33 protein-coding genes and 2 pseudogenes are annotated in these 23,977 nt (G+C 67.8%); 19 read left to right on the top strand and 16 right to left on the bottom strand.

What is annotated here, in order from left to right; genetic code table 11:
- Positions 1-22: 22 nt before the first annotated feature.
- The 11 genes from ACFORO_RS25905 to ACFORO_RS25955 all read left to right on the top strand — a co-directional run bounded on the left by ACFORO_RS25905 (position 23) and on the right by ACFORO_RS25955 (position 9,891).
- Complete coding sequence (locus tag ACFORO_RS25905) at positions 23-427, top strand: hypothetical protein (RefSeq protein WP_377869045.1); 405 nt, start codon at positions 23-25, stop codon at positions 425-427.
- Positions 358-783, top strand: coding sequence for a hypothetical protein (locus ACFORO_RS25910; protein ID WP_377869046.1), 426 nt, complete (start codon positions 358-360; stop codon positions 781-783). The genes ACFORO_RS25905 and ACFORO_RS25910 overlap by 70 nt, the downstream gene beginning before the upstream one ends.
- A gap of 10 nt (positions 784-793) precedes the next feature.
- On the top strand, positions 794-4,237 hold the full coding sequence (locus ACFORO_RS25915) for a hypothetical protein (RefSeq protein ID WP_377869047.1): 3,444 nt from the start codon (positions 794-796) through the stop codon (positions 4,235-4,237).
- Between the two features lies 1 nt (position 4,238).
- Positions 4,239-5,138, top strand: coding sequence for a hypothetical protein (locus ACFORO_RS25920; RefSeq protein WP_377869048.1), 900 nt, complete (start codon positions 4,239-4,241; stop codon positions 5,136-5,138).
- Positions 5,139-5,150: 12 nt separating this feature from the next.
- Positions 5,151-6,281, top strand: a complete 1,131-nt coding sequence (locus tag ACFORO_RS25925) for a hypothetical protein (protein WP_377869049.1) — start codon at positions 5,151-5,153, stop codon at positions 6,279-6,281.
- Positions 6,278-7,426, top strand: coding sequence for a hypothetical protein (locus ACFORO_RS25930; protein WP_377869050.1), 1,149 nt, complete (start codon positions 6,278-6,280; stop codon positions 7,424-7,426). Before ACFORO_RS25925 ends, ACFORO_RS25930 begins: the two co-directional genes overlap by 4 nt.
- An 11-nt stretch (positions 7,427-7,437) precedes the next feature.
- Positions 7,438-8,160, top strand: a complete 723-nt coding sequence (locus ACFORO_RS25935; RefSeq protein WP_377869051.1) for a hypothetical protein — start codon at positions 7,438-7,440, stop codon at positions 8,158-8,160.
- A 14-nt stretch (positions 8,161-8,174) separates the two neighbouring features.
- A complete protein-coding gene (locus tag ACFORO_RS25940) occupies positions 8,175-8,615 on the top strand; it encodes a hypothetical protein (RefSeq protein ID WP_377869052.1) in 441 nt (146 codons plus the stop codon).
- Positions 8,612-8,953 (top strand): hypothetical protein, encoded by a 342-nt coding sequence (locus ACFORO_RS25945; RefSeq protein ID WP_377869053.1) that lies wholly within the window; start codon positions 8,612-8,614, stop codon positions 8,951-8,953. The genes ACFORO_RS25940 and ACFORO_RS25945 overlap by 4 nt, the downstream gene beginning before the upstream one ends.
- Positions 8,954-8,973: 20 nt before the next feature.
- Positions 8,974-9,249: a hypothetical protein gene (locus ACFORO_RS25950; RefSeq protein WP_377869054.1), complete on the top strand. Its 276-nt coding sequence runs from the start codon at positions 8,974-8,976 to the stop codon at positions 9,247-9,249.
- A 171-nt stretch (positions 9,250-9,420) separates the two neighbouring features.
- Positions 9,421-9,891: a hypothetical protein gene (locus ACFORO_RS25955; RefSeq protein WP_377869055.1), complete on the top strand. Its 471-nt coding sequence runs from the start codon at positions 9,421-9,423 to the stop codon at positions 9,889-9,891.
- 78 nt (positions 9,892-9,969) lie between these two features.
- On the opposite strand, the gene ACFORO_RS25960 is transcribed toward ACFORO_RS25955, so the two are convergent.
- Both ACFORO_RS25960 and ACFORO_RS25965 read right to left on the bottom strand, forming a co-directional pair.
- Positions 9,970-10,578, bottom strand: coding sequence for a DUF3558 domain-containing protein (locus ACFORO_RS25960; protein ID WP_377869056.1), 609 nt, complete (start codon positions 10,576-10,578; stop codon positions 9,970-9,972).
- The gene (locus ACFORO_RS25965; RefSeq protein ID WP_377869057.1) at positions 10,578-10,985 is read right to left on the bottom strand and encodes a hypothetical protein; all 408 of its coding nucleotides are present in this window, start codon (positions 10,983-10,985) and stop codon (positions 10,578-10,580) included. The genes ACFORO_RS25960 and ACFORO_RS25965 overlap by 1 nt, the downstream gene beginning before the upstream one ends.
- Positions 10,986-11,084: 99 nt before the next feature.
- Between ACFORO_RS25965 and ACFORO_RS25970 the strand changes: the two genes are divergently transcribed.
- Positions 11,085-11,327, top strand: coding sequence for a helix-turn-helix domain-containing protein (locus ACFORO_RS25970; RefSeq protein WP_377869058.1), 243 nt, complete (start codon positions 11,085-11,087; stop codon positions 11,325-11,327).
- A gap of 3 nt (positions 11,328-11,330) precedes the next feature.
- On the opposite strand, the gene ACFORO_RS25975 is transcribed toward ACFORO_RS25970, so the two are convergent.
- On the bottom strand, positions 11,331-11,630 hold the full coding sequence (locus tag ACFORO_RS25975) for a helix-turn-helix domain-containing protein (protein ID WP_377869059.1): 300 nt from the start codon (positions 11,628-11,630) through the stop codon (positions 11,331-11,333).
- Between the two features lie 138 nt (positions 11,631-11,768).
- Between ACFORO_RS25975 and ACFORO_RS25980 the strand changes: the two genes are divergently transcribed.
- Entirely contained in the window at positions 11,769-12,491 is a 723-nt protein-coding gene (locus ACFORO_RS25980) for a GntR family transcriptional regulator (RefSeq protein ID WP_377896645.1), read from the top strand.
- A gap of 58 nt (positions 12,492-12,549) precedes the next feature.
- Here the strand turns inward: ACFORO_RS25980 and ACFORO_RS25985 are convergent, their stop codons facing one another.
- From ACFORO_RS25985 to ACFORO_RS26010, 6 genes are all read right to left on the bottom strand, one after another.
- Positions 12,550-12,759 (bottom strand): hypothetical protein, encoded by a 210-nt coding sequence (locus ACFORO_RS25985; protein WP_377869061.1) that lies wholly within the window; start codon positions 12,757-12,759, stop codon positions 12,550-12,552.
- A 52-nt stretch (positions 12,760-12,811) separates the two neighbouring features.
- Positions 12,812-13,321, bottom strand: a complete 510-nt coding sequence (locus tag ACFORO_RS25990) for a hypothetical protein (protein WP_377869062.1) — start codon at positions 13,319-13,321, stop codon at positions 12,812-12,814.
- Entirely contained in the window at positions 13,318-13,503 is a 186-nt protein-coding gene (locus ACFORO_RS25995) for a hypothetical protein (RefSeq protein ID WP_377869063.1), read from the bottom strand. The genes ACFORO_RS25990 and ACFORO_RS25995 overlap by 4 nt, the downstream gene beginning before the upstream one ends.
- Positions 13,500-13,937: a hypothetical protein gene (locus tag ACFORO_RS26000; protein ID WP_377869064.1), complete on the bottom strand. Its 438-nt coding sequence runs from the start codon at positions 13,935-13,937 to the stop codon at positions 13,500-13,502. The genes ACFORO_RS25995 and ACFORO_RS26000 overlap by 4 nt, the downstream gene beginning before the upstream one ends.
- Positions 13,934-14,122: a hypothetical protein gene (locus ACFORO_RS26005; protein ID WP_377869065.1), complete on the bottom strand. Its 189-nt coding sequence runs from the start codon at positions 14,120-14,122 to the stop codon at positions 13,934-13,936. Before ACFORO_RS26005 ends, ACFORO_RS26000 begins: the two co-directional genes overlap by 4 nt.
- Positions 14,123-14,252: 130 nt before the next feature.
- Positions 14,253-14,435 carry a hypothetical protein gene (locus ACFORO_RS26010; protein ID WP_377869066.1) on the bottom strand — a complete coding sequence of 61 codons (183 nt, stop codon included), beginning with the start codon at positions 14,433-14,435 and terminating at the stop codon, positions 14,253-14,255.
- Between the two features lie 124 nt (positions 14,436-14,559).
- Here ACFORO_RS26010 and ACFORO_RS26015 point away from each other — a divergent pair, with 124 nt between their 5' ends.
- The 5 genes and pseudogenes from ACFORO_RS26015 to ligD form a co-directional block, all read left to right on the top strand.
- Positions 14,560-14,784 (top strand): hypothetical protein, encoded by a 225-nt coding sequence (locus ACFORO_RS26015; RefSeq protein ID WP_377869067.1) that lies wholly within the window; start codon positions 14,560-14,562, stop codon positions 14,782-14,784.
- Positions 14,785-14,890: 106 nt separating this feature from the next.
- Positions 14,891-15,556: a zinc finger domain-containing protein gene (locus ACFORO_RS26020; RefSeq protein WP_377869068.1), complete on the top strand. Its 666-nt coding sequence runs from the start codon at positions 14,891-14,893 to the stop codon at positions 15,554-15,556.
- 80 nt (positions 15,557-15,636) lie between these two features.
- On the top strand, positions 15,637-16,029 hold the full coding sequence (locus tag ACFORO_RS26025) for a hypothetical protein (protein WP_377869069.1): 393 nt from the start codon (positions 15,637-15,639) through the stop codon (positions 16,027-16,029).
- A pseudogene (locus tag ACFORO_RS26030) lies at positions 16,026-17,165 on the top strand (recombinase family protein); the annotation flags it as partial. The gene ACFORO_RS26025 and the pseudogene ACFORO_RS26030, both read left to right, overlap by 4 nt.
- 521 nt (positions 17,166-17,686) lie before the next feature.
- Positions 17,687-18,154: pseudogene (ligD, locus tag ACFORO_RS26035) on the top strand (non-homologous end-joining DNA ligase LigD); the annotation flags it as partial.
- Here the strand turns inward: ligD and ACFORO_RS26040 are convergent.
- Genes ACFORO_RS26040 through ACFORO_RS26050 form a run of 3 tightly spaced genes read right to left on the bottom strand, consistent with a single transcriptional unit; the run spans position 18,137 to position 20,255 of the window.
- Entirely contained in the window at positions 18,137-18,874 is a 738-nt protein-coding gene (locus ACFORO_RS26040; protein WP_377869070.1) for a class I SAM-dependent methyltransferase, read from the bottom strand. The pseudogene ligD and the gene ACFORO_RS26040 overlap by 18 nt on opposite strands.
- Positions 18,871-19,269: a 6-pyruvoyl trahydropterin synthase family protein gene (locus ACFORO_RS26045; protein ID WP_354743200.1), complete on the bottom strand. Its 399-nt coding sequence runs from the start codon at positions 19,267-19,269 to the stop codon at positions 18,871-18,873. Before ACFORO_RS26045 ends, ACFORO_RS26040 begins: the two co-directional genes overlap by 4 nt.
- An 11-nt stretch (positions 19,270-19,280) precedes the next feature.
- The gene (locus ACFORO_RS26050) at positions 19,281-20,255 is read right to left on the bottom strand and encodes a zinc-dependent alcohol dehydrogenase (RefSeq protein WP_377869071.1); all 975 of its coding nucleotides are present in this window, start codon (positions 20,253-20,255) and stop codon (positions 19,281-19,283) included.
- A gap of 33 nt (positions 20,256-20,288) precedes the next feature.
- Here ACFORO_RS26050 and ACFORO_RS26055 point away from each other — a divergent pair, with 33 nt between their 5' ends.
- Complete coding sequence (locus ACFORO_RS26055) at positions 20,289-21,005, top strand: CDP-alcohol phosphatidyltransferase family protein (RefSeq protein ID WP_377869072.1); 717 nt, start codon at positions 20,289-20,291, stop codon at positions 21,003-21,005.
- Positions 21,006-21,392: 387 nt separating this feature from the next.
- Here the strand turns inward: ACFORO_RS26055 and ACFORO_RS26060 are convergent, their stop codons facing one another.
- The 4 genes from ACFORO_RS26060 to ACFORO_RS26075 are packed head-to-tail and all read right to left on the bottom strand — an operon-like array spanning position 21,393 to position 23,977.
- The gene (locus ACFORO_RS26060; protein WP_377869073.1) at positions 21,393-22,103 is read right to left on the bottom strand and encodes a nucleotidyltransferase domain-containing protein; all 711 of its coding nucleotides are present in this window, start codon (positions 22,101-22,103) and stop codon (positions 21,393-21,395) included.
- Between the two features lie 26 nt (positions 22,104-22,129).
- Entirely contained in the window at positions 22,130-22,525 is a 396-nt protein-coding gene (locus tag ACFORO_RS26065; protein ID WP_377869074.1) for a VOC family protein, read from the bottom strand.
- 60 nt (positions 22,526-22,585) lie between these two features.
- Positions 22,586-23,314, bottom strand: a complete 729-nt coding sequence (locus ACFORO_RS26070; RefSeq protein WP_377869075.1) for an SAM-dependent methyltransferase — start codon at positions 23,312-23,314, stop codon at positions 22,586-22,588.
- 42 nt (positions 23,315-23,356) lie between these two features.
- Positions 23,357-23,977, bottom strand: coding sequence for a TetR/AcrR family transcriptional regulator (locus tag ACFORO_RS26075; protein WP_377869076.1), 621 nt, complete (start codon positions 23,975-23,977; stop codon positions 23,357-23,359).

A 23,977-nucleotide genomic window follows, 5' to 3' on the forward strand; every position in this document is an offset into this window, starting at 1 on the left:
GTCCTGTCAGGAGGACCGCGTCATGGCCGCATCCGCGCCCCGCAAGACCGCCGCCCGCAAGAACGCCCCGCGCAAGCGCACGGCCGCGAAAGCGCCGGCCGACCTCGGGCTGGTGCTCGACGACGACGCCGCGCGCGCCGAAACCGACAAGCTGATCGCCGACCGGGAACCGCTGTTCACGATCGGCGGCACCACGTACACGATCCCGAAGCAGGTGCCGCCGTCCTGGTCGGTGAAGGCGTTCACGATTGCCGCCACGCAGGGCGAGTCCGCGGCGATCTCGTACGCGGCGGAGAAGCTGTTGACCCCGGCCGCGTGGGAAGCGCTGCGGGAGTGCGAGACGGTCACCCCGGCCGCGTGGCAGCAGGTGTTCAAGGCGCTGATGGACCGGATCCTGCCGGAAAGCGGGTTCGGCCCAAAAGCCTGACCGACGCCTGGCACGAACGGCTCTCGGCGGTCGGCTGGTTCTTCCAGCACCTCGACGACGTGCTGAGTGACATGTCGGTGTTCCACCGCGTAGACGAGCTGGACCAGCTGCCGGTGTCGGTGTTCCTGCCACGCATGGTCCGCCTGCCGGTCTACGACGGCGCGGTGCGTCATGCGTTGCGTCTTGAGGCCGAGGGCACGGCGGGATCCAGCGAGTTCGTCCCCGGCCAAGCGGGATACCAGGACGAGGCCCCTTCGGTAATTGCGCACAGCCGGGACCAGTTGGCCGCGCTGAACCAGACCCGCGAGTACGGCCCGCGCGGCGTGAACGAGGCCGGGGTGTTCGACCTCGGGTGAGGGGGTTCCGGTGGCAGGCGAGTTCAAGTTGGCCGGCGCTTACGTCGAAGTCAATTTGCGGGACAACACCTCGGGCGACGAGAAGCGGATCCGAGCCCGGATCGAGGGCGAGTCGGCGGTCCGGTGGGACACCGCGCTCAACGACCCCAAGAACACCGAGGCCGTCAAGAAGAAGGTCTCGGCCGGGAAACCGGTCCAGTTCGACACCGACCTGGACGACAAGCTGGCGCAGGCCAAGGCGGAAGAGTTCGTCGCCAAACGGCGCACTGCCGTCATCGACCTTGACGCGGACATCGCCAAGCTGCGCACCAAGCTGGAGGAGCTGAACAAGAAGCGCGGCACGTCGGTGGAGGTCGACGCCGACATCCGCAAGGCCGAGGCCGAACTAGCGGCGCTGGTCGCCCGGCGTCGCACGGTGCAGCTGGAAGTCGAGGCGAAGACGCGGCCCGCCGAGGACGATCTGGCGCGGATGGCCAAGCGCGCCAACGCCCAGTTCGATGCGCTGCGGTTCACTGCGCTGTCGGTGGGTCTGCCCGCTGCTGCGGCTGCCGGTGCGGTCGGTGTCGGCGCGTCGCTGGCGTTGGTGGCCGGTGGTTTCGCCGCGCTGGGCACGTACATCGCCTCGACCGACGAGGGCATCGCGACGAAGTTCACCGACCTGGTGGACCACGTCGAGAGCGACGCGAAGCAAATGGGCGGCTCGTTCAAGTCCGAGGTGTCCGGCGCGCTCGACGACGTGGGCCGGTCGTGGGAGCGATTGAGCCCGCAGGTGGAGGCCGCGGTGGGCGCGTCGGCTCCGGCCGTGCGCATCCTCACCGGCGCGGTGACCGACTTCGCCGAGAACGCGATGCCGGGCGTGGTGACTGCCGTCGTGGCGTCGGAAGCGCCGCTGCAAGGCTTCCGCGCCCTGGTCGGGCAGACGGGTACCGGCGTCGGACAGTTCTTCGCGAACGCCTCCGCCGGAGCCGCTGGTGCCGGGCAGGGAATGGCGCTGCTCGGCGGAATCGTGCAGTTGCTGCTCGCCCGGTTCGGCACCCTGTTCGCCAACCTGGCGCAGGGCTCGGCCGGTCCGCTGCACTCGCTGTACGTGATCACCGACGACATCACCGGGGCTCTGGTCGACCTGACCGCGCAGGGTTCCGGCGCGATCGGGTTCCTGCAGGGGTTCACCAACACCGGCACCGGTGCCGTGGCGATGCTGCGGCTCGTGCTCGGCCTGGTGTCGTTGCTGCCGCCCGAGCTGACGCAGCTGGCCGGATCGCTCACCGCGTCGACCATGATCCTGTCCAAGCTCGGGGTGGACGCGGGCAAGGGGTTCGAGGGCTTCGCGGACAAGGTGCGCGCGGCCGACGGCGTGGGCGGGAAGTTCAAGGCCACGGTCGGCGGGCTGGCCGCCGGTGCGTTCCACCCGGCCGCGCTGGCGGCTGCGGCGCTTGGAATCGGGCTGGACATCCTCGGTCAGAAGCAGCAGGAGGCCGCAGCGAACGCCGCCGCGCACGCCGAGCGGGAGCGGAACCTGGCGCAGGCGCTGCGGGATTCCGGCGGCGCGATCGACGGCAACGTGCGCTCGCAGGCGGCCTACGACCTCGGAAACTACAAGGTCGCCGACGGTGTGCGGAACCTGAACAAGGACGTGCTGAACCTGGTGGGGCAGCAGGGTTTGCAGCAGCTGCAGGACGCCTACTTGGGCAACACGCAGGCGGGCGACACCCTGAAAGCGTCGCTGACCGGCATCGCGACCGAGCACCGCAAGGTGGCGACCGGGTTCCAGGCAGCGCGCGCCGCGTTCGACGACCACATCAACTATGTGGACGGCGTCGCTTACGCCTACGACGGCACCGGGTTCGCTGCGCAGCAGCTGCTCGACATCATCGGCACCGAGGGCGGAACGTTCGCCAACGCGTCGCAGGACGCGAACGCCAACGCGCAGGCGCTCAACGGCGTTGCCAAGGCAGCACAGGAAGTCACGCCCGCGCAGTACGCGGCCAAGGTCGCGGCGGCCGGTCTCAGCGCGGCGTTCGTCACGCTCAACCAGGCGGCCGGTGACACGGCGGCCAAGGGGCAGGCGGTCATCGACGTGCTCGACCGGCTCGCCGGGCGGCACAAGTCCGAAGAGGAGGCGCTGCAAGCCTGGAACGACCACCTGCGGGGGATCGGCGACTCGTTCAAGGACCTCGGTTTGTCCAAGCACACCAAGGATCTGATCGACAACTCGGGTGCGGTCAACACCGCGTCCGAGGCCGGGTCCAAACTGCAGGACACCTTGGAACGAGGGGCCGCGGACATGGCCTCGTACGCGCAGTCCCTGAAGGACGGCGGCGCGTCCGCGTCGGACATCACCGCCAAGCTCGGACCGATGCGGGACGCGTTCGCCCAGCAGCTGAAACAACTGGGGCTCAACGATTCCGAGATTCAGACGCTGCTGACGCACTACGGCATGGTGCCCGCCGACATCACCACGACGCTGGGGCTGGAAGGCGACGACGCCGCTCAGAAAAAGGTGCAGCAGGTTGTCAGCCAGCTCAAGGCGCTGCCAGCGGGGCAGTCGGTCAAGCTGTCGGCGGACGACAAGCCCGCAGCCGATGCGCTGGCGAGGCTCGGGCAGCTGGTGGTGTCGCTACCGGACGGCACTTTCCAGGTATTCGCGAACACTGCGGAAGGAAAGCACGCTGCGGACGTCCTGATCGGGAACGTCAACCAGCTCAAGGGAACCGTGTCGGTCTACGGCAACACGGTACCCGCAGGCTCGGCGGTGGCGAACTGGCAGACCGTCACCAACAGCACGGTCGGCAACACGCGGACCACGACCGACATCGACCCCGCGACGGGGAAGGTCCGGCAGTGGAAGCAGACGACCGATTCCACCGGTGCCGTGACGACCACGTTCGCGACGACCGACCCGGCGACGGGCGCGGTGCGGCTGTGGAAGCAGAACGCCGACGGCACGTGGGCCGAGGTGCACGCGAAGGCCGACGTGGCGGCAGCCGAGAACGCGCTGAACAACGCTGCGCGGGACCGGCAGGCCACGATCCGGGTCGTCACCGTCGGGAACACCTCGTACGGAGTCGGGGCCGGAGGCGCGTCGACCAGCATGCAGTACGGCCCGCGGGCACTGGGCGGGATCGACTTCCCTGGCGTAGTGCCCATGGCTGCCGGTGGCGTGCTGGACAGCATTCCCCGCATCCCCAGCATCGCGACCGTGGTCCCGCCGGGGACGGAACGCATGATCGGCGACAACAAGCGGGTGCCCGAGGCGTTCGTGCCGATCGACCCGTTCTCGCCGCGATCGCAGGCGATCACCGACGAGCTGAACATGCGGATGCGCCGCCCTCGCGGTTCGGACGGGGCGAGCATCGAGCAGCACTTCCACATCTATCCGCCGGCCGACTCGGATCCGCAGCGGATCGCGGCGTCGGTCTCCAGCCAGGTCGGCTGGTCGATGAGGGGAGTGTGAGGTGCCGACGCAGGTCATCCTCCCGACGTATTCGATCGGTTCGTGGGCGGCCAATGTGGACGACGACCAGGGGTGCCGCTGGGTGATCTCGCCCGGCGGTGCCTCGTTCGTCACCGACGGCCTGTCACGGAAAATGCACACCAACGAGAGGCCGTTCGGGTCGGGCGCGTACCGCTCGCGCTCGTACCCGGCGGCCCGCGCCGGTTCGCTTCAGGGATGGTGCGACGCGGGCGACCGGGTTTCCCGCATCGCGGCGAGGAAGCGCCTGATGGGGATCTTCCCGGAAGGCGGGCAGGCGCTGCTCGTGGTCGACGACGGGATCGACCCGCAGCAGATCACGGTAGAGCTGGACGCGGAGACGCCGCGCTGCTCGGTGTGGGCGGACGGTGGCGGGTTCGACTGGCAGCTGCCGCTCTACGCGGCCGACGGACGGCTGCTGTCCACTGTGGAACGGAAGGCGACCGCGGACCTGGCCAACGGATCCACGGACGGCCTCGACTGGGCGGGCGGCACGCCCGGCGGTCTCGACTGGGGCAACGGCGGCCTGGACTGGGGCATCAGCGGCGCGAACAACGTGCTGGCGCTCCAGAACAACGGCACCGCGACCACGTGGCCATTGCTGCTCGTCACCACGCCATCGACACTGACGAACCCCGCGTGGACAGACCCGGTCACCGGCGGAGTTCTCACCTATACCGGATCGATCACGGCCGGGCAGACGCTACGGATCGACTGCAGCCCGTTCAACCCCGCGCCGGTGACGCTCGACGGCATCGACCGCACGGGCGCGCTCGGTTCGGCGCGCTTTATCTCCATTCCGCCCGGCTCCTCTCGGGCGATCCAGTTCACCGGCGTGGGGGCCGGATCCACTGTCGCCTTCTGGCGCGACGCGAACAACTGAAAGGGGGCTGTCATGGCTGCAGTGAACGCCGACGCCGACGGCACCTGGTCCGCGATGCCCAACGGCAACCGGGTCAACAACGCGAGGCAGGGCCGCGCCCTGATCCAGTCGCTGTTCCTCGGCGGCTCAACCACTTCTCCGCTGTCGGCGGTCCGTTCCGGCGTGATTTCGACGGCGTCGGACGGCACGCAGGCGTACGACCTGCGGGTGACCGTCCAGTCCGGCCGGACGCTGCTGGTGCAGCCGGGGTCGGCGATCATCGGCCGGTCCGGGCAGGGCGGCTACCTGTCGTGGGAGCTGCCTGCCGCGCGGTCGGTCACGTGCGACACGCCTCCGGCGTCCAACCCGCGCAACGACATCGTGGTGTTCCGCAACTACGACACGTTGCAGGGCGACACGATCCCGGCGAGCGGCGGCATCCCGGCCCGGATCGAGATCATCACCGGCACGCCCGGAGCGGTTCCGGTCGACCCGGTCACCTGGGACGGCCTCGGCCTGATCAGCTCGTGGCCGGCGGCCGCGTCCGGCGGCGGCACCGGTATCCCGCTCGCGCGGGCGAGGGTCGCCACCGACGGCACGGTGACACTGACCGACATCCGCCGCAGCACGGCCCCGATCGGCGGCGTGCGGGTGCTGCTGCCCGGGGACTCGCTCACCGATCCGTCGTACATGCCGGGCGATTTGAGCTGGTACAACGGTCTGCGGGTCTGGGACGGCACGACCTGGCGTGGTATCACGCCGAAGCAGTACCAGACGGCCACGTTCGCGACGCAATCCAACGTCTCCGCGTTCCCCTGTGTGCTGGGTTCGGTGGCGATCCCTGATCCCGGCTGGCCGTACCGGCTCAAGTTCGACGCGATGGTCGCCATGAGTTCGGGCACCAGCGGCGGTTTCGACTTCGTGCCCCGGGACGGGTCGGCATCGGGGGCGAACCTCGCCGGACCGCTGTCGATCGCACCTACCGACGGCCGAGCGGGCGGCACGAACCCCGTGCCGTACACCTACAACGCAGCGTCGGACGCCGTGCTCACCGGCGGGCGCACCGTGTACATGGTCGTCAACCGCTGGACAGGCGTCGGGAACAACATCGGCATCAACGGGGGCCCCGGCAACCGGCTGACCGTCACGGTGAACCCGGCGTGAGCACCGAACGCGAATACTCGGCGATGGTGTACCAGACCACCACCGGCCGGGTGCTCTACGACCTGGACCTGCTCGCCGAACCGGACTGGTCGGCGCTGATCAACGACGCGGGCGGCTGGAAGGTCGCCGTCCCGCTCGACGGCGGACCGCGGACCGCGCGCATCCGGGAGTGGTGCGTGCCGGACCGGCACTCGGTCGCGGTGCTGCGCGGAGACGACTTCGTGTGCCAGGCCGGGCCGATCACCCCGTATCAGCCCGACTCGGAGACGACGGACTTCGTCGTGTCCGGCAAGGGAATCTGGGACATCCTCGACCGGCGGGTGCTGCACAACGCCGGATGGAACCCGGCGACGCAGCGGCTGACCGATCCGGCGGCGGACATCACGATCAACGGGACGCTGCCTTACATCGCCAGGGAGATCGTCAACCACCAGATCAACATGTCCTATATCTCGGGCAGCAATTTGCCGATCGATCTGCCGACGATCAGCCCGGGGAGCGGCAACACGCGGACATATCACGGATACGACCAGGCGTACGGCGGTGCGCGGCTGCGCGAGCTGACCCAGGTCGACCAGGGACCGGACGTGTTCTTCCAGCCCTACCTCACGACGGTGAACGGGCAGCGCTACATCCGGCACCGGATGCTGGTCGGCAGCCCGTACCTGGTGCAGCCGGGTGTTGATCTGCGCTTCTTCTACCGGCGGACGCTGACGAAGCTCGACATTGTCGGGGGTATCAAGCCAGGTGCGGTGCGGTCGTTCGTGAAGGGCGCGGGCCAGGACGCGGGCCAGCTCTACGGCACGGCCACAGCCGCGGACCTGATCGACGCCGGGTGGCCGCTGACCGACGACGTGGACAGCAGCCACGCCGACGCGTCCGTCCAGTCCACTCTGGACAGCTGGGCGACCGCGAACGTTGCGCTGTCCTCGTCGCAGCCCGAGCAGTGGCAAGCCACTGTGCTGGCGGACGCGGACCCGCAGCTGAGCACCTACAACCCGGGTCACTTCGCCACTTACTCGGCGACCGATCACCACTACCTGCCGGACGGGAACTACCGGTGGCGCGTCATCGGGATCTCGCGTACCAGCACGACCCCGCGCGACCGCGTGGACCACCAGCTGCAGGCCGTGCGTACCGGATAGGAGGCGCGCCCGTGGTCGCCAACCACCCCGTCGAGCGTCCCGGCTCCGCGGACTACATCGTCAACCAGCTGACCGCGCTGCAGCAGCAGGCCGAGACCCAGGCCCGGCAGTCCAAGTTCCCGTTCGTCGTCTCGCACGACGACCCGGTGCTGGGGCGGATCACGGACATGCAGATCGTGCCGAACCCCAGCGGGTCGGGCGGCGCAGTGGTGTCGGTCTTCGACGGTTCGGGAAACCTGGTGCTGGGCACCGACCCGGACGCCGGCTACGGCCTCGCCCAGCCGCAGGCACAGGTCCCGATGTACCCCACCAACCCGGGACTGATCTTCAACTCCGGCAACACGTTCGCGTCCTATTACACGGGCCAGGTCCAGCAGAACAACAGCTGTTTTCTGGCGCAGTGGCGGATGAACAACAGCTGGGGCGGGACCGGCGCGGCGAGCGTTGTGGAGAGCTACGTGAAGGTCTTCGACTCCGTGACCGGCTGGAACTGGACATCCCCGACTGTCACGACGGGATCGTCCACCACAACCGCGCCCGGTTTGCTCACCACGGCCGGGCCGTACGCGGTGCAGGTGCCGGAAGCCAGCATCGGTCATTACTTCGGAATCGACATTTTCACCCGCGTCGTGTCCGGCGGAGCCAGTTCGGCGATCGCGGTCACTCCGGTCACGATGATCGGTTGCGGCTACGCCTTCGCGCAATCCTGGTTCGGCGGAACGACATCGCCCTAAGGAGAGAGGGGCTCATGACGATCACGTTGCGGCGCAGCCGGTCCCCGTTCCAAATCGGTGTTCTGCTGGCTCTGTTCCTGCTCTCGGCAGCCTCAGCGCTGTTCTTCGACGCGATGGCCACGAGCAGCGCCCGCGAGCTGGGGCCGCTGCTCGGCAGGCTGATGTACGGCGGGATGGCTCTGGCCGCGTGTGTCGGCCTCGCAGGTGTGTGGCTCGACGACGTGGTGGGGCTCCTGGTCGAACGAGTCGGTTTGCTGTCGCTGTCCTGTTGGAGCCTCGCGGCCGGGCTGGCAGTGCTGGCGAATTCCGGTATCCGCGGCGGCCAGTTCGGCGGCTACATGCTCGCCGTAGCCCTGATGTCGTTATGGCGCGCCTGGCAGATCGGCCGGGAAGCCCGCGAGCTGGCAACCGTCCGGCATCTCACCACTGTGGACAGACCCGAGGGGGAAGAGTGAAAGACTGGATCCCGGTCGTCGTGGCGTTCCTGGGTGCTGGCGGTGTTGGCGTGCTGCTGGACCTTGTGCGAGCGCGGAAACAGGCGAAGAAGATCACCGCCGAAACGGAACTGACCGACGCGAACGCCGCGGACAAGCTGACCGGCGCGGCACTGAAACTGGTCGAGCCGTTGACCAAGCAGTTGCAGGCGGCCGAGGACCGGTGCGGCCGCCTGAACGACCAGTTGCAGGCGGCGCAGGCCGAGGTGCAGCAGCTGCGTACGCAGGTCGAGTTGCTGACCAAGGACGTGGCCGCGAAGCAGTCCGAGATCGACCGCCTGCGCGGCGGGGACGCGTAACCGCAAGAGGAGGAATCCCGATGTCAGAAGCCGAATACCACCCGGCCGACCCGCACTTCAACCCCGCACACCCGGATCACGACGGCTGGGCGCGAGGAGCGAAAGCGCCGCAGATGCCCGCCGAGGCGCAGATTGTGCGCGATTTCGCCGCCGACCCGGACCAAGCGCCGGCCGCCGAGGCAGGGATCGTGCAGGCGCTCGCCGACGGTGTAATCGCTGCCGAGCACGTGGCCCTGCCGGACGGCGAGCCCGACGACAAGCCGAAGCCCAAGACCAGCCGTAAGCAGTCTCCCTGACCGCAAGCACACAAGAGCCCCCGTCTCCTGCATACGCAGGCGGCGGGGGCTCTTGTCGTCTGGACCTGCGGAAAGCAGGTTGCTGTCGGCCCCGCATGTAGAGTATGGGTGACCGCTTGTTCCGTCGGGGAACGTCATCTTGCGGTCCTGATCCCTGTCGGAGGGATAACTATGGTTCTGTCACGTCGCGCCCAAGAGTTCGCTGCGGAGATCAAGCAGCACGACTGGTCGGATGCCCCTTACCGCGCAGATCGCGCAGGCCACCAGCGCGAGACCGATTCGAATATCGGCGGTGCTCCGCAGCTGCTCCAGGGCCAGACCGACACCGTGCGGATGAACGTGATGTGGGTCGTGGCCCAGGTGCTCGGCTACCAGGAGGGCGAGGCGTTCAACCTGTACGAGTTCGCCGAAGCCTGTGGAGTAAACACCCGGACGCGCTCCGGAAACCTGGACGGTTCGATTCGGGCGGGCCTCCGCTTCCACACGCCCGGCCAGTACGCCATCCCTGGCACCTGGTGGTCGTTCGACACGAACGGCATTGTCTGCGGGGAAGTCCTTCCCGGGCTCATCGGCGAGCAGGGACCGCAACTGTGCCGTCGCGATCGTGATCACGAAGGCCCGCACTCCAACAAGGTCGTCTGACCTATTGCAGTAGAGAAGCCCCGTGCCGACCGTTCGGATGCGGGGCTTCTCTGTTGTTCCAGCGCGCGGTCGTGACGATCAGCGCCCGGCCTTCTGCTTGAGCGTGGTGAGGACGTCGTTGGCGACGTCGGCCGCGAGCGGGCAGGGGTCGACCTTGCCCATCTTGCCCGTGCGCGGTGCGACGTCGACCAGGAAAGACAGCCGGTCCGTGACGCCGACCAGTACATCGCAGGTGTTGGGGGTCGGGCCCGGCTGAGTGGCGTAGGCGACGGCGGGGAAACCCTGAATCGGCGGCAGCACGTCCCAGCGCTTCATCTGCGGTTTGACGTTCACGTAGGCGTTGCTAAGGCCGTCATTGCTCGCAGGGTAGTAGGACACGCCGATGGAGGCGGTCGTCTCGGTGTTGGTCCACGAACAACTCGGCACTGGATGGCTGTCGGGCTTCCCGGCGAGCGCGGAGCCGAGCTGGTCGGTGATCTGCTGCGAGGTGAGCGCCTGGCACGGATCGCCGGAAAGTGCGTTGTCCGGCAACGGGTTCTCGACTTTCGGCGCACCGCCGTAGGGCGGGGTCTGGCTCGACGGTGCGGTGGCCGACCCCGGCGGGGTCGCTGTGCCGTCCGTGGGCGACGAGCAAGCCGCGGCGAGGAGGGCGAGGCCGAGCACCGCTGTGATGGCGCGCAGATTCATCAGATCTTTCCTGGGGGTTCGTTGCCGGGGTCGACGTTCTTGACCGTCTTGGCCTGGTCCTGCTCGTTCTGGCCGATCGTGGCCAGCGCCTTCTCGATGCGGTTGGCCAGCTCGGTGACGTAGGCCAGCTGCTGGTCGATCGCTTCGGCTCCGTGGGAGTACGCGCCGAGCTGGCCTTTTCCGTCGCCGACCATCGCGACGTTCGCGGCCACAGTCGACGGGTCCTGCGACGGCGGCTTCATCGTGAGCAGCTGGGCGACCTTGCGCTTCATGTCCTGAAGCCGGACCTTGTAGCCGTTCAGCTCATCGAGCATCTTCTTCGCGGTGTCCGGTTCCAGCGCGAACCCGTCCTGCCGGGGCTGGCTCTCCCACGGGTGGTAGATCGAGAAGTTGGTGTCCTCCCACACGAGCCCTCCCCACTCGGTGTCTGCATTTGCAGACAGTCACGGATGGTATCGGATCGCCGACTGCGCGCGTGGCGGAATCGGGGAGGTAGGTTGCGCTGCATGGCGAAAGAACCGCAGTCGGAAGCCACGCGTGAGCTGGGCGTGCGCGTGAGGGATCTGCGGGAGCAGCAGAGAATCGGCCAGGAGGAACTAGCCCGGCGGGCGGGGGTTCACTGGACCTTCGTGAGTCAGGTAGAGCGCGGCCTGCGCAACCTCAACCTGCACAACCTGCTCAAGTTCGCTGCCGGGCTGGGTGCCGATCCGGCCGAGCTGGTGCGGGGGCTCAGGCCACCGGAGAACTAGGTATCAGCTGTCCAGGGCCATCAAGTACGAGGCGAACCTGTCAAGCTCCGCGGCACAGGCCAAGTAGAGGATCCGCTGCTTCTCGTCGCCAATAACACCGAGTGCGCCGAGGATGGCCGCGACATCGAGCATCTTGGGTGGGCGCTGCCCGAATTCCCAGCTGGAGAGCATGGACGGATTAACGCCGATGCGCCGGGCCAGCTCGCGGACACCCCACTTCCGGGTCTCCCTGGCTGCGCGGAGCGCGCTCCCCAGCATGTTCGGCGGCGGCCCTTGCTCACCCGCGACAGGTCTTGTCTGCACGCCCGCCTCCGCCAACTGGTAATGACGTCCTGATGACACATCGTGCCATGTGTCCACTGAACTGGTCAAGACAAGCGGACCAGTGTCAGAATGGGGAGCATGGTGGATCGGACGAGTGGCGTGCCCGCGTTCCGGTAGGTGGCAGCCGACCTTCGCGGGAAGATCGCATCCGGCCAGTATGCAGCCGGCGACCAGCTCCCGAGCGAGCGTGAGCTGGTAGACACCTACGGCGTGTCCAGGCCGACGGTGCGGGACGCAGTCGACGTGCTCCGGCGCGAAGGTCTCGTGATCGCCGAGCACGGGCGCGGCGTGTTCGTGCGACCGCCAGCCAGCATCCGACGCATCGCGCGTTCCCGGCTATCGCGCGAGGCGCGGGCGAAGAACCGCGGTGCGTTCCTAGCTGATGCTGCGGAACGTGGTTTCGCACCCTCGTCGTCGGTAAAGATCCGGTTCGAGCAGGCGGACTTGCGCACGGCTGAGCACCTTACGATCGAAGAAGGCGTGGAAGTGACTGTGCGGGACCGGGTGATGCGGGCCGACGGCATGGTCGTTCAGCTCGCGGTGTCGCGCCTGCCGCGCGAGCTGACACTCGGAACAGCCATCGAGCAGGCGGACACGGGCAGCGGCGGCACATACGCCCGACTGGAAGAAGCTGGGCACACGATCGGGTCGTTCGCGGAGCATGTCGGCGCTCGGATGCCTACGCCGGAAGAGGCGTCTTTGCTCCAGCTCGCCGACGGCGTCCCAGTTCTGACCGTCACGCGTGTGGCCTACGGCGAAGACGGGCGACCGCTGGAGATGAACGACATGGTCCTTGCCGCCGACCGATATGAACTGTCTTACGAGTGGCCCGCCGACTGAGCGCATGAAGAAGCCCCAGCGACCCGACTGGGACACCGGGGCTTCTTTGCTGTCGCAACTACTTCTCGACGATCGTGACTCGAAGGGTATTCGCGTTCAGCTCTGGCTTGCCGTCGTCGAACGTGATCGACGTGTTGGCTCCGGGGCCCGCGCTCACGGCCGTGACCGTCCGCGTGTTGTTCTCCGGCGGGTTCGAGATCCAGACGTCGCCGACCTTCAGGTCGCCCCAGCCGACTTCGCGCCGAGGGGTGTTCGTGTCCTCGTTCATAGCCTCGAATCTTTCCATCTCAGGCGAGTACTGACTACGGCTCGCTGTTGGGCTAGGCGGCGTTCGCCCGGTTGACTCGGCAGGCCACGGTGTTGGTGTGCTCCAGCGGAACCCGCTCGGTGTTCGCGATCCGCCGATCGTCGTAGAAGACCGCGCACCCGATGGTGGTGTCTCCGATCGGCGCGGCCACGTACACCACCAGGTCCAGCTGATCGGCCGCCTTCTCGGTCTGGAAGTGCGCCGAGTCTCCGCCGGACTCCGGCAGGTTAATCGGCCCCGTGTCGCCGAATACCTCGCCCTTGACGCGGAAGACGGTTCCGGGCGCACCTGTAATGGACACGACGACCTCATGCTGTACGGGCGGACCGCATTTGCGGTTACCCATCGTGTGGCAGTCCCAGCACGGCTCGTCCTCCGCGCAAGGGGTCGCCGTTGCCGGGATGGTCTTGCCGGGCACGGACACTGCGAGCGAGCCGGAAGCCTGCAGCGCCAGCAACGCTAGACCGACGATGACGAGACCGAGCCCGACGAGGATGGCAGCGATAGCCGCGATGCGCTTCATCGGTCCGACTCCGAGTCATTGTCCGCCAGTTCGCGCCAGAGCGAGGCGGCAGTGTTCTCGCCGAGCGCGTCGAGAAGGTCCGCGATCGCCCCGGCTTCTCCGCTGGCCATGGTCGGGGCCAGCTCCCGCACGGTGTCTTCCGCTGTGAATGCCTCCGCAAAGGCGGTGAGTGCCTGATTCATTTCGGGCTCCGTTCGGGATTGAGGATGTGCACGCTGAGACCGGCAACGGGCGAGTGCTCGAACCGGCCGACGACGGCGAGCCCGGCACCGTGGACCGACCGCACGATCAGGTCGGGAGTGTTCGTAATCTGGTAGAGCAGCACCGCGCCGGGCAGGTTCAGTAGCCCGGAGGCCGCGAGATTTTCGGCGTAGTTGCCTTCGGCCAGCCGCAGACCAGTCGGCAGCTGATTGCGCACACCGGCGTGACGCATGTGTGTCGAGGCTTCGGCGCTAGCCGCGGCAAACGTGCACGCGACGATCTCCGGGCAGCGTTCCGGCGCGTGCGGCATCAGCAATTCGCGGACCTCGCGGCTCACGTTCAGGCTGCCGGGGTAGTTGTCGTAAAGGTTGACCGGCGAGCCGTGTAGGTAGCCGCGTACGGCGTCGGGGTTCACCGGGCGTCCCACTGGGCGTCGATCTGCTCGGGGGTGATGCCGGTGTGGAGGGCCTTGTTGACGCGCCCGGCCAGCCGAGCGGCCGCTTCGCGCACGTCCCCGTCGGCGGCGGTATGCGTGCCTTGTCGCACTGCGAGCAGGTACCGCAGCACGCGGGACGTGTCGTTGGCCTCGGTGATGTTCATCGGGTGCTCCTTTTGCGCCCGGCACGGACGGCGCGGGTAGCTAGTAGGTTGAAAGTGATGACCCACGTGCCGATCGCGAACCAGGCACAGATCGCGATGAGCAGCAGGACAAGAAGCCACGCGGGCATTGCTAGTTCTCCTTGATTAGCTTCATTTCAGGGATCTCGCGGTAAGGCAGATTCGCCCATCCGCGGTAGCCGTAGTCGCCGTCGCCAGGGTCGCCCTGTTCGATGGCGACATTGTTTTCATGTGCGCTGATCTCGATTTCGTCGCGAGCCAAGAGATCGGCCCACTTCTGCAATGCTGAACTCATTCTTTCGCCTCCAAATACCGGAAAGCCTTCTCGATTCGGCGGCGGCCAAGCGGGGCGGCAGGACGAGGTATCGGGAGCAGGGCGGTCAGCTGGTGCGGCGGGCCTTGGCGTACGCGCGGCCTTTGTGTCGTACGCAGAAGCCGCGAGCGAAGTGCCGCAGGTCGCAACCGTCAACCTGGCATCCGCGATTGCCCGGCGGCGCTGGCTGCAGGGCACGTTCGCGGTGCCAGTGGTTGCGGCACAGTCCGTGCGACTGCTTGCGGCGGGTGCAGCCGTCGCGGCCGCACTGCTGATCCGGGTTGGTCGGATGCTCGCCGCAGCGCTTCGCGTGCAGGTGGCCGTTGCATAGGCCGTTTGCGGCGTGGGTCCGTCCGCAGCCGTCTCGTTCGCATTCTCGGTATTGCGCAGTTTCCATTGTTGTCACCTCCTGTCGAGTAAGGAAACAACAGTCCATCATGCAGAAACTGCGCGGCGCAATTATTGTGTTTCCGCGATTTGCCGTGTTGGAATTTGTTTACCAGCTTGGTAAAACAACACGGAGGGCGACAATGACCACGAACGAAGAAACGCGCATCGGGTTCATGAGCGATGCGGTGCTGACCGGAAAAATCGCCTCGATGCAAGCCGAGCTGGACAACGCCAAGCTGAAAGGCGAGGTCCGCCGGATCACTGCCGAGGCCATCGACGCGATGCAGGCCGAACTGGATCGCCGCCACCCGGCGGCCCAGCAACACGGCGAAGCGGGCGAGTGTGACCGCGTTGACCAGAAGCCCGTTCGTGACGCGGCGCTGGACCGACTGGCGCTCGGATCGCGCTGTCACCGGTGCGGGGCCGGAACCGACGAGCCGTGCCGCACGCCGAAAGGCAACCCCACGGTCCCGCATCAGCGCCGGATCGACCGCGCGGTTCGGCAATACCAGTCGCCCGTGACCAAGGGGCCGACCGAGGACGACTGGAAGCAGGGCGACGTCGTCTTCTGGCTGACCGGACAGAACCCTGTGCCGGTCGTGGTCGTATCGCGCAACGGTGCGTATCCCGAGACGTTGGTGAAACCCACCAACGGCAAGCGGACCATCTGGGTCGCCGACCGCTACCTGACCGGCAAACACGCCTCTGGGTAGTCGACCGGTAGACGCTGCAACCTACAAAAACCGAAATCGAGTTAGCCTCCGAGGCTCGGCTACAAACGAAGGACCCGAACATGGCGAACACGACCACGAACCTCTGCGCCGACGGCTGCGGCGAGCGGACCAAGGGGGCGAAGTCCCGTTTCCTGCAAGGCCACGACCAGCGGCTCATTGCTGCGCTGTCGGACGTCGTGACCACCGGGCGGCTGAGCGCCAAGCAGCGCCGCGCGTTGGGGCTGCAGTCCTACGACGAGCAGGACGACATCCAGGAGCGAATCAACCAGGTGGCGGCTGCTATCGCGACTAAGTTCAGCGAGGGGCTGGCGCGCAAATTCGATTCGGCCGCTCACCGCAAGTGGGAGCAGGCGGGCAAGCAGATCGTTCCCGACCCCAGCCCTGTGCAACGCAAGAGCGAGCCCGCGAAGCGGTCGCGGGCGGTGCGTACCCGAAGGGCCGCAACGAAATGAACCGCATCGACAAGGTCTTCCGGGCCGCGATCTACGCCCGGGTCTCGACCGAGAAGCAAGCCGGGCAAGAGCAGACCAGCATCCCGGATCAAGTGCACCGCGGCCGGGGAGTGTGCAAGGCCAACAACTGGCCCGTGGTGGACGTGTACATCGACCCAGGTGTATCGGGCGAGGCTCTGGAAGAGCGGCCCGAAATGATGCGGCTGCTGCGGGACGTGCAGCTCGGGAAGATCGACGTCGTGATCGTCATCGACCTGGACCGCCTCGGGCGGGACGAGCTGGTGTTCGCACAAATCTTCCGGATCCTCGACACCTCCGAGACGTGGGTGCACGCGGAAGGGCAGCTGTTCGACCCGGAAAACCTGTCGCAGCGGCTGACGCGCGGCATCAAGGCGGTTGTTTCGGCCCACGACCGCCGCGCCCTGCTCAAGAAGATGGCAAACGGCCAGCGGGCTCGGGCCCGCGCCGGTGGCTGGCCAGGCGGTCCGGCACCGTACGGGCGTCGGCTGACCTGGCCCGAGACCGCGGGCGGGACCAAACCGAAGGCGGTCGTTGCGCTCGATCCGAAGGAAGCCGAAGTGGTCCTTACCGCTACAGATCTGCTGGTCGACGGCGACGGTACGAAGGTCTTCACCCTGGACCAGGCTTCTGCCCGGCTGAACGCGCTGGGCTATCGGACCAGGGGCGGCAACGGGTCGCTGGACCAGCGTAGTCCGAAGCCCTTTACCGCCCAGATCCTCGGATTTCTGCTGCGCAACAGAAGCTTGATGGGCGAGGCCACTTGGGGCAAACCGACCCGTTCCGGACGTCCCCATCGGGGGCGGACCAAGCTCCGGCGGGACGGAAGCCCGGTCTACGGCGAGTCGGTCACGATCGAGCTGGAGCCGATCCTGACTCCTGAACGGTTCGATGAGCTACAGCGCGCCCTGAACCGCAAGGACCACAAGCCCAAGGACGGCAACCGGCCCTACCCGCTATCAGGCACCCGCACACCGTGCGGCGGTCGGCTGAACGGCGTCTATCGCAACGACCGCAAGATCCGCTACTACCAGTGCAGCGGTGCCAAATGGCGCTCGGCCGACCAGCCCCGATGCGACTGCGCGCGATTGGAAGCGGACTTATTGGACGCCCGGGTGTGGGCCGAAATCGTCGGGCTGCTGACCGACCCGGACCGTCTGGAGCAGATGGCTGCTGACTATCTGTGCCAGCAACAGCGCATCGCGCCGGCCGCACCGCGCCAGCTCAAGAAGGTCGCCGAGAAGATCGAACGGCTGGAGCAAGCCCGCACCACCCGCGTGGCTGACGCGCTGAAAGCGGGACTCGATCCGAACGTGGTGGCCGACGCGGTCGCACAGATCGAGACAGAGCTGCGCGAGCTGCGAGACGAGCACGCCGCCCTACAAGTGACCGTGCGCCAGCTCGGCGCGGGACGTAAGCAGGTCGAAGCGGTCACGGCAATCACCGGGAAGGCGGCCCGCCGGTTGGCCGTCGCGTCGCTGGCCGACCAGCGTCGCATCTTGCAGCTGCTGCACGCGGAGGTGATGTTGTTGGAACGATCCAACAGCCCGGACCTGCAGGTCCGCGGACTGCTGCCGGGGGAGGCTGGTCGTTTTTTAGCCCGACCGGCTGAGTCGGCCGGTAACCCAACGAAGGTAGCGCTAAGGGCGTGCACGTGTTCGTGCCACTGGTTCCCGGTCTGTCCTTTGAGGACGTCGCGGCGGCGACCCGGGCGGTCGGTGCGCGGGCGGAGCGGATCGATCCGCAGCTGGCGACCACCGCGTTCATCCGGGAAGACCGGCACGGCAAGGTTTTTCTCGATTCGACCCGCGCGGGCGGGGCTACCGTGGCGGCCGTTTACAGTCCGCGAATCCGACCGGGTGCACCGGTGTCGTTCCCGGTTCGCTGGGCGGACGCGGACAACGTCAAACCGGCGGATTTCACCGTGAAGACCGCGATGGGGCTGCTGGGCAGCGCTGACCCGTGGGCGGAGGAATTGCCGGAGCCGCAGGAACTCCCGGCGGATCTCGTGGCCGAGGGGCATACGATCCCGGTCGCCCGGGTCGCGGCGATGCACGAGGGCAAACGCCGGGCCCGGGCGCGACGGGAGTCAGGGGAGAGCGAGTAGATCCTGGTGGTGCACGGTGACCTCGGTGATCTGCCGGTTCTCGGGCACTGCCAGCGTCGCGTCTTGTTCTCGTGCCGCGGCAACGAATCCGCGATACCAGGTGTCGATGAGTTCGCGGTGTTCCGGCCCGAGCCGCCACGGTGACGGTCTGGTGTGGACTGTCCAACCGTGTCGCTGGAACTCCGCCGCGGCGAAGGCGACGGCTTCCGGGCCCAGTTTTCCGTCTCGGCGTTGGTGGTTGTTGAATGCGTCGTTGAGTGCTTCGTCTGCCGCGTCCGAGGGCGTGAGGTGAGCTGATCCTGTCACGGACAGGGTGAGCAAAGCTGGACATTGAGCGTCTACACAGGACTTCACCAATCGCTGAATCTCCTCCTTGGTAAGAAGATCCAGCAACGCGGAAGCCGTCACTAAAGAAGTGCCGCTGATGTCCAGTCGGGTCACGTCAGCTTGTTCCGTCTCGACGCTGATCCCCTGGGGAAGGCTGCGCGCGGCGATCTCCAGCAACTGCGGGTCCTGGTCGTGCAGGATCCACCGCTGCGGCTTCGGAAGACGACCGCTCAACCAGCGTCCCATCGCTCCGGTGCCGCAGCCGAGATCCCGGATGACCGCCGGACTGGGCGGGAGCAACGCGACCAGATCGGCTGCCCGGGCCGCGGTGTCGGCGGGTTCTCTGAGTGTCAGCCATTCCGGCGCGTAACCGGAAGAGTCCACTGTGGTCACAACGAACGCTCGTATCCGGCCGAAGCGGCGTGGGATTCGTGCAGCGTCACCGAGATCTGCGCCAGCCCGCGCGCGTTCTCGCCGAGTTCCCCGGCGTGGATCCGGTCCGCGAGCCGGTCGGCGATCACCTTGGCGAGGTATTCCGTCGACGTGTTGACGCCCGCGAAATCGGGTTCGTCGTCGAGGTTCCGGTAGTTCAGGTCGGCGAGCACCTCGCCCAGCCGCTGCGTGGCGAGCCCGATGTCGACGACGATGTTGTCCGAGTCCAATTCGGACCGCCGGAACGTCGCGTCGACCACGAATGTCGCGCCGTGCAAGCGTTGCGCCGGGCCGAAAACCTCGCCGCGGAAACTGTGGGCGACCATGATGTGATCGCGCACGGTGACACTGAACAACGCGTTCTCCTTCAGGGGTAGGTGATCCGGTGAGCCAGTCCGCGCAGAGTTCCGTCCGCCAGTCGCGCCGCGACGTCCGGCAGTTCGGCGAAGGCGGATTCGCCGGTGACGAGAACGTCGAATGCCGGGTCCGCGAGCAGCCGCAACGCCAGCGCCATCCGATCGCCGTACCCGCGCCGCGCCGCGCGAGCAGGGGAGACGGTGCCGACCTGGCTGCCGCGCACGGTGAGCCGCCGCGAATGGAAGTTCTCGCCGAGCGGCACCGACACCTGACGGTCGCCGTACCAGCTCAGCTCGATCACCGTGCCCTCGTGGCCGAGCAGTTCCAGCGAACGCGCGAGCCCGGCGTCGGTCGCGCTGGCGTGCACCACGAGGTCGAGGTCGCCGGTCGCGGTTTCCGGGGTGGCGTAACGGATGTCAAACGCGTCCGCGACCTCCGCGCGGTCCGGATCGGGGTCGACGAGCTGGACGTCCACGCCGGGAAACCGGGACAGCAGCCGCGCGACACTGCAGCCGACCATCCCCGCCCCGACCACCGCGATCCGGTCGCCGACCAGCGGCGCCGCGTCCCAGAGCGCGTTGACCGCGGTCTCGACCGTCCCGGCGAGCACTGCCCGCGCCGCGGGGACGTCGTCCGGCACCACCGTGACCGCCGCCGCCGGCACGACGTACTCGGTCTGATGCGGGTAGAGGCAGAACACCGTGCGGCCGGTCAGCTCAGGCGGTCCGGAAAGGACCTCGCCGACGTTCAGGTAGCCGTACTTGACTGGCCACGGAAAGTCGCCCTCCTGATACGGCGCGCGCATGATGTCCTGCTGGCTCGCGGGCACGCCGCCGCGCAATACGAGACTTTCCGTACCGCGGCTCAACGCCGAAAATCGCGTTCGGACCAGCACTTCGTCGGCTTGTGGAGCAGGCGCCTCCGCTGATCGGACCTCCCCGCCCGCGGCCGAAGTGAACCAGAAAGCCCGCACCGCCCGTGTCAAGGTTGTCCTCCGTTGCTGCCGGATCGAGGCGAAATGGCTGTCTCCACCTGTACACGAACCCCGGCCGAGCTGGGTTCAACTGTCGTCCAGCAGGCGCCCGCGCTGCTGGCGCAACTCGCGCTCCTGACGTTGCTGACCGTCACAACCGGCCTGGGCCTGGCCGGCTGGGCAGTCGGCGTCGCCTACCTCCTCGGCCTGTTAGTGCTGCTCACCCAGGGCGCCTGGCGGATCCGCGTCTACCGGCTGGGCCCCGCCGACCAGGTGACCCTCGCCCGAGCGGCCCTGATCGGCACCGTGACGGCCTTGGTCGCCGACCGCCTGGGCGGGCACCCGCCGCTGGCCCTGATCGTCCCCATCGCAGCGGTCGCCCTGGCCTTGGACGCACTAGACGGCTACGTCGCCCGCCGCACCGGAACCGTCTCCGCGCTGGGCGCCCGCTTCGACATGGAGGCGGACGCTTTCCTGATCCTGGTGCTGAGCGTCCTGGCCGCCACGACGGTCGGCCCGTGGGTCCTGGCAATCGGCCTGATGCGCTACGCCTTCGTCGGGGCAGCCCGCCTGTGGCCGTGGCTCCGAGCACCGCTGCGCCCGAGCCGGGCCCGAAAGGCAGTCGCGGCCTTGCAGGGAATCGCTCTGACCGCCGCGGCGGCCGGACTCGCGCCGGTGGTTTTGGCGGGAATCGCGGTGGCGACGTTGAGCTGGTCTTTCGGTCGCGATGTGTGGTGGCTGTACCGGAACCGCGCCGCCTGAATTCCACTGCCGCGATTCTCCACGGCCGGGGTTTACGTATCGGAAACCGCGCTTCTCGCACTGTCGTGGCTCTTGTTTCCGCAGTACCGCGAAAAGGGCCAGCCGTTCGCCCCGTGCAGCTCTGTCTCAGCAGACTACCGCAGGTAGAACGACTGGCCCCGGGATGCGGTATCGGCCCCCCCTCCGGCTGATCGCCAACCTCCCAAAGCCCACTCTAGCGGTGCCCGAATATCTCCGCTTAACCCGTCCGTGGTTAACCGGCGCGTATTCCTTTTCGGGGTATTTGTCGGTGAGTCAATAGTGTGGGGAATTGCGCTCGAGCTGCGGATCCCTGGTGATTAGCGATCGCAAAAAGAAACCGTACGGGGATCTTGCTGGCTCCTCCGGTCAGGGGCGGCGGGGGTCGGTGACGCGATAGCTGTCCCACAGCGGTCCGCCTGCGCGGTCGAGCACCGTGCGGGCGACAGCGCCGAGCCGTGGCGCATCGGGCGCGGCGGCGGCCAATTGTTCGGCCAGCCGGGGGTCGTGGTCGTGGAGTTCGCGCCACAGCCATTTGCCGCTGCCCTGCCAGTGCTGTCCGGCCAGCAGGGCCAGCTGCGCGGTCTTGGTCAGCACCCGAGCGGCGATGAAGGCGATCTCGGCCGGGTCGCTGGCTCCGGTCAGGTCGTCGAGCAGGTCGGTGAGTTCGTACCGCTGAGCGTCGAGTTCGCCCGACGTCGCGGCGGCGGGGCCGGCGGTCAGCCGTTTTCGCATCTCGGCCTGCAGCCGGGAGCCGAGGCCGTCGCGATCGGCCACGAGCACTCCCTCGGCGATGAGCCGGGGGATTCCGGGCCAGCGGCGTGCCAGATTGTCGGCGCAGTAGGCCCGCAAGGTCTGTTCGTCGTGCACCAGCGCTTCCACCGGCCAGTTTTCCCAGCGAAACGAATGCCGGTACGGGGCGTCGCGGGGCTCGGTGATCACCACGAGGTCGAGATCGGACGTCGGCGTGCGCCGGTCGGTCAGCCCGCTGCCGCCGACGACCACGACCCGTGCGTCCGCGAACAACCGGCTGGCAAGCTCACCGGCGGCGGCGACTGGCTCACTGCTCCGCGGGTCCAACGCGCGGTCCCCCTTCCGTCAGCGCCTCAACCCTTGGCGCTCAACTGCCAAGACACGCCCCACCGGTCGTTGACCCACGCGAACGGGCCGAAGCCGTAGTCGTCGAGCGGCATCAGCGTTCCGCCGCCTTCGCCGAGGGCCTCGTAGATCCGCTTGAGTTCGTCGGCCGATTCGACGGTGACGAACAGCGAGGTCGACGGCGTGAAGTCGAAGGCGTGCTGGACGAAGCTGTCGCTGCACCGCACGCGCTGCCCGGCGACGGTGAACTCGGCCATCACGATCGTTCCCTCCGGGCCGGGGCCGCCGGCGGCGTAGCGCTCCTCGGACAGCACGGAGTCGCCGGGGAACAGCGAGGTGTAGAAGGCCATCGCCTCGGCGGCGTCGCGCTTCTGGAACATCAGGAACGGCACCAGGTCGGTCATCGGACTGCCCTTTCGCAGGTGGGGGGTCAGGTCCGAACGTGGCATTGACAAGAAGTTTTGTCAAGCGCGCAGCACGACGCAGGCGAAGCCGAACGAGTGCCGGTAATCCCGGAGCCACTCGTCTCGATGAGTGGCCGCGGCGGCGAGGGCTTCGGCCTGGTCAGGGTCTTCCGGGTGATCCAGGGCCCATTCGGTGAGGCTGCCGGTCCACGACCATTCGTAGGCGTCCAGTTCGCCGCGCGTGCTGGTGTGGCCGTGGGTCGGCGTCCAGCCCGCGGCAATCACCTGGTCGAGAAGTTCCGGCAGGTCGGGCAGGTCGCCGAAGATTTCGACGGCGGCGGGCGTTGGTTCGGATTCCCAGTAGGCGTCGCCGATCAAGGCGCGGCCACCGGGGCGGACGTGGGCTCGCAGCGCGGCGAGGGTGTCCGTCAATCCGCCGAAGGCGTGGGTCGAGCCGATGCAGAGGACGGTGTCGAATTCGGCTGCGGCGGGGAATTCGGCGGCTGACTGCCGGCGGAGGGTCAGGCGGTCGGCGACGCCCCGTTCGGTTGCGGCGGCGCGGGCGCGCGAGAGGGCGAATTCCGAAGTGTCGACGCCGACCGCGCGGAGTTTCGGGTACGCGGCGAGGGCGCGGATGAGCCATTCGGCACCGCCGCAGCCTAGGTCCAAGACAACCGCGTCCTCGTGCGGGATGCTGCGGTCTAGCAGGCGTTGGACCTCGTCGTCGCTGATCGGGGACGCGATGGGGTGCCGGGTGTGGGCGAGTGCGGAAAGTCGTTCACGGTTCACGCGCGCCACGCTGGCACGCGCGCCCCGAAACGCGCATCTCGTTTACGAGCGGGTGCGCATCGACGCCGACGGGGCGGTGCCGAGCACGCGAGTGGCGACCCAGGCCAGGCCGTCTGCGGTCTCGGCGGGTGTGCCCGACGGCTGCATCACGTGGCTCAGCACGGTGCGCACGACGAGGTCCATGACCACGGTGAGCTGGCCGTCGTCGAGCGGCGGCGAGTAGCTGCGGACCCGGCCGCGCAGGACGGCTTTCGCTTCGGTGAGCAGGGTGCCGGCGCGGGTGGTCAGCAGCGGCAGGAACTCGTTGTCGGTGCCGTGCGTCGCGGAGGCGATGGCGCGCAGGAGGATGTTGTCGTCGGCCAGTTCGAGGACCGCGCGGACGGCGTCGTAGATCGCCTCGACCAGGTCGTCCGGATGCCGGTCGAACGCGGTGCTCACGACGGCGAGGAACCGGCGCAGCTCGTGCGAGATCATCGACTCGGCGAGCGCGGTTTTCGAGCCGATCTCGTTGTAGACGGTCTGCCTGCTCACCCCGACCAGGTCGGCCAGCCGCGCCATGGTGACCGCTGACCAGCCGGATTTCGCGGTGAGTTCGATGGCGGCGGTGATGATGGGCTGCCGGTACTGGCCGCCAGTGGGCACCGGAAGGCTCATGGCGGTCAT

The organism is Amycolatopsis halotolerans (assembly GCF_042647905.1).
In the GTDB taxonomy this organism is placed as follows: Bacteria; Actinomycetota; Actinomycetes; order Mycobacteriales; family Pseudonocardiaceae; genus Amycolatopsis; species Amycolatopsis halotolerans.